This window comes from Amycolatopsis sp. 3B14 (assembly GCF_050958625.1).
Classification (GTDB): domain Bacteria; phylum Actinomycetota; class Actinomycetes; order Mycobacteriales; family Pseudonocardiaceae; genus Amycolatopsis_E; species Amycolatopsis_E thermoflava.
Genome location: NZ_JBHZEN010000122.1, coordinates 1 through 4,004, shown reverse-complemented (window position 1 = coordinate 4,004; position 4,004 = coordinate 1). Strand labels below are relative to the sequence as shown.

General features: G+C 72.1%; 4 protein-coding genes. All 4 read right to left on the bottom strand.

The genetic code is table 11. The features are described from left to right. Nucleotides 1-1,013 (bottom strand): 3-hydroxyacyl-CoA dehydrogenase NAD-binding domain-containing protein (locus tag ACCP09_RS39810; protein WP_433754262.1); only part of this gene is annotated, 1,013 nt, incomplete at its 3' end. After that, complete coding sequence (locus ACCP09_RS39805) at nt 1,010-2,098, bottom strand: NAD/NADP octopine/nopaline dehydrogenase family protein (protein ID WP_433754260.1); 1,089 nt, start codon at nt 2,096-2,098, stop codon at nt 1,010-1,012. The genes ACCP09_RS39810 and ACCP09_RS39805, both read right to left, overlap by 4 nt. Then, nucleotides 2,099-3,478 (bottom strand): spinster family MFS transporter, encoded by a 1,380-nt coding sequence (locus ACCP09_RS39800; protein WP_027929914.1) that lies wholly within the window; start codon nt 3,476-3,478, stop codon nt 2,099-2,101. A gap of 99 nt (nt 3,479-3,577) precedes the next feature. Beyond that, nucleotides 3,578-4,004, bottom strand: a 427-nt coding sequence (locus ACCP09_RS39795) for a TetR family transcriptional regulator C-terminal domain-containing protein (protein ID WP_433754258.1), incomplete at its 5' end; no start/stop codon positions are given.

The following is a 4,004-nucleotide window of genomic DNA, read 5'->3' as shown; positions in this document are numbered from 1 at the left end:
CGTCCGTCGCGGCGGTGTTCGCCCTCGGGCTGGTGGTCGCCCTCGTGCAGCGGCGACGGTCCACCGCCGCGGTGGCCCTCGCGTCCTGACGGGGACCGGGCCGGCACCGGCGTGCCGGCCCGGAGCTCCGGCTCCCGCAGGCGGAACAGCTCGGCGAACTCCCGCATCCGCGCCGCGCGGTAGGCGGCGACGCCGTCCGGGTCGAAGGTGTAGAAGCCGACCCCGTCCTGCAGACCGCGGCGGCCCGCCGCCATGTTCTCCTCGATGACATCCGGATGCCGGAACCGGTCGCCGAGCTGGGCGGCCAGGTAGCGGGAGGCGTAGTAGAGGATGTCGCCGCCGCCCCAGTCGATGAACTCCAGCGGGCCGAGCACCGAATACCGGGGGCCGAGCCCGGCCCGCACGGCGAGGTCGATGTCGGCGGCGCTCGCCACGCCCTCCTCGACCATGCGGGCCGCCTCGTTCATCACCAGCGCCTGCAACCGCGGCACGATGTAGCCGGCCGCGGGCCCGCACACCACCGGGATCTTGCCGAGGCGCTCCAGCAGGCCGGTCAGGCGGGACACCGCGGCCGGGTCGGTCTCGTCGCTCCGGCTGACCTCGACCAGCGGCATCACGTCCGCCGGGTTGAGCCAGTGCGCGTTGACCGCCCGTTCCGGCCGGTCGACCAGCGCGGCGATCTCGGTGACCAGGAACGTCGACGTGGTCGAGGCGATCACCGCGTCCGCGGCGACCTCGTCGCAGACCCAGGCCAGCGCGTCCCGCTTGATCTCCAGCACCTCAGGCACGGCCTCGAACACCACCGAGGCGCCGGCCAGCGCGCCCGGTTCCCGCCCGCACATGGTCACTCCGGACCCGAGCCGGGCGCGGACCCGGTCGGCGTAGGCGCGCCGTTCCTCGTCGGTGCGGTCCTTGACGTCGGCCAGCACAACGGGAAAACCGGCCGCGAGGCAGGTGAGCGCGATGCCCTCCCCCATGCGGCCGGCCCCGACGACGGCGATCTCGTCGCTCACGAGGTGAAACCCTCCCGCAGCAGTCGCGTCAGCTCCGGCCGGGAAAGGTCCGCCAGCCCGAGGCTCTCCAGCGTCCGGCCCTCCGCGTAGAGGTCCCGCCCGGTGACCGCGGAGGCGATGCTCAGCAGCCCGGCCGCGACCGGCGTCGGCACCCCGGCCCAGCGGCCCACCGACACCAGCAGTGACAGGCCCAGCCGCGTGTCCTCCAGCATGTAGCGGTGGGTCAGCAGGTCGATCTTCTCCCGCCAGTCGCCGGAGTCGGTGAGCTTCTCGTGCGCGGCCCGGCCGTACATCCACTCGTCGCCGTCGGTGGCGTAGTGGTCGGCGAGCGGGAAGTGCGGCGCGCCGTAGCCCAGCGCCTCCCGCACAGCGATGCGCTCGGCGTCCAGCGCGTCGGTGACCCGGCGGATCGCGGGCTGGGTGCCCTCGTTGTGGATGTCCCACGCCTCGAAGTGCTCCAGCGGCCCGGCGTTCATCAGGATCAGCGGCGGGTGGATCACCGGGCCGGCGTTCATCAGGGCCCCGCTGAGCCCGTCCTCGCTCTCCTCGACGCTCGGGTAGGCCGCGCGCAGCACGTCGAACGCCTTGGCCGCCAGCCGCGCCGGGAACACCCCGGTGGGCAGGCGGGTCGCGTACCCGCTGACCACCACCTCGGTGGCGCCGTGCCGCCGGGCCAGGTAGGGCAGCGTGCCGGTCTCGGCGAACGCGACGTCGGCCGGGTTGCCCGCCTCCGCCAGCGCCTTGCCGAACAGGACCGACCCGAGCGTGCCCGGCGGCAGGAACACCACCTGGCCGTCGGTGAGCAGCGGGGCGAGCCGTGCGGCCAGGTCGGCGTGGGTGGTCGAGGGCAGCGGGACGACGATCAGGGCGGCGTCGCGCACCGCCTCGGCGAGGTCGGTGACCAGCTCGCCCACCCGCACCTGCCGGGTGCCGCGGTGGTCGCGGACGGTCATCGCGCCGGCGTCACGGAGAGCCTGGTGCGCGGCGGCGTCGCGCCGCCACCACCGCACGTCGTGGCCGTTCTCGGTCAGTTCCGCGGCCGCGGCCCAGCACCCGTGGCCACCGCCCAGCACTGCGATCCTCATTCAGCTGACTCCTTCCGGTTGTGCGGCCCGTTCCCCGGACGCGCGTTCCGCCGCGACGCTGCGCCGGAAGTGCCGGCACCCGCGCCACAGCAGCAGCACCGTGAGCACGGACGCGAGACCGTAGACAATGGACAGTGACGAGCCGACCATCTTCGGGTCGCCGAACACCCGGTCGGTGACGAGCGCGACGAGCGTGGTGCCCAGCGCGAGCCCGATCAAGTTCGAGATCAGCAGGAAGATCGCCGACACCTGGGCCCGCATCTGGTTGGGGCTGAGCACCTGCATGGCGGCGGTGGAGGCCGGCATCGGGAAGGACGCGAAGAACATCGCCACGGCCAGCAGCGCCAGCGACAGCCACAGCTGACCGACCTGGGTGAACGCGACGACCGGGACGGTCATGCCCAGCGCGCCGATCACTCCGGCCCGCATGGCCGCGTCGGTGTGGCCGCGCCGCGCCAGCCGGTCGACCAGCCAGCCGCCGAAGAGCACGCCGCTGCCGTTGGCCACCAGCACCACCACGCCGAGCAGGTAGCCGGCCTGAGTGGAGGTCAGCGAAAACGCGCGGATGTAGAACGCCGGCGTCCAGGCCATCATCCCCAGCAGCACCAGCGCGTAGAGCGAGAACCCCAGGTAGTGCGCGGCGAACGTGCGGCGGTGCCGCCACAGGAACCCGATCACGTGGCGCAGGGCGACCTTCTGCACGCCGCCGTCGGCGTCGCGCCGGAGCCCGCGGCGACGGGGATCGCGGACCGTGAAGAACACCAGCAGCGCCAGGACGATCCCGGGCAGCCCGACGATCAGGAAGGTCAGCTGCCACGCGCGGACTTCGCCGAGCAGGGGCAACGTGACCGCGTCCACCGACTTCAGCAGGTTGATGACGTACCCGCCGATGATGAACGCGGCGGCCCCGCCGATGAACGACCCGAGCGAGTAGATGCCGTAGGCGCGCCCGAGCTTGCTCTTCGGGAACATGTCGCTGAACATGGAATACGCGGCGGGCGACAGCGCGGCCTCGCCGACGCCGACGCCGATCCGCGCGAGGAACAGGTGCACGAAGTTCTTCGCCAGGCCGGAGGCCGCGGTCGCCAGGCTCCAGAACGCGACCCCGATGGAGATGATCAGCGGCCGGGAGCGCTTGTCGGCCAGTATCGCGATGGGCAGGCCCATCACCGAGTAGAGCAGCGAGAACGCCAGCCCGTTGAGCAGGCTGAACTGCGTGTCGGACAGGTGCAGGTCGCGCTTGATCGGCTCGATCATCAGTGACAGGATCTGCCGGTCGACGAACGAGAAGACGTAGGCGAGCATGCAGATCGCCACCACGTACCACTGGTAACGATAGGATTTCCGCGCTTCGGGCAACAGGTCTTCGTCCAACGGCACGAACGCCTCCCGTGATTTCGCCAGCGTTGCTGGAAAACGCTAATCACGGGCGGTTCCGGGCGACATTGGGTGTTTCCCTTCGCCCGCTGAAGGATTCCCCTACGCCAGGCCGTCCAGGAAGGCGTCGATCATCCGGCGCTGCAGGTCCGGCGTGGTCGTGCCGGGGGTGAGCAGCGCCAGCGCCTGCACGCCGTTGAGCATGGCGAGCAACTGTTCGACGACGACCTCGTCCGGCACGGGCGTACGGACCTCGCCCGCGGCGCGCGCGTCGCGGAGGAACCCGCCGATCCGCTCGCGCCAGGCGGCCATCGCGGCGTCGTAGACCGACTCCAGTTCGGCGTCGGCGAGCGCGCGCTGCCAGAACGGCAGCACGACGCGGGCCTCCTGCCGGGTGACGTCCTCGACCGGCATGACCTCGTGGCAGAACACGCGCAGCGCGGCCAGCCCGGTCGCGTCGCCGAGCCGGTCCCGCACGCGGGCGTCGGTGTTGTCGACCACGCGGGTGAAGGCCGTGCGGATGACGGCG

Coding starts and splice junctions, on each gene's coding strand:
- ACCP09_RS39805 (WP_433754260.1), bottom strand. CDS start 2,098: ATGAGGATCGCAGTGCTGGGCGGTGGCCACGGGTGCTGGGCCGCGGCC.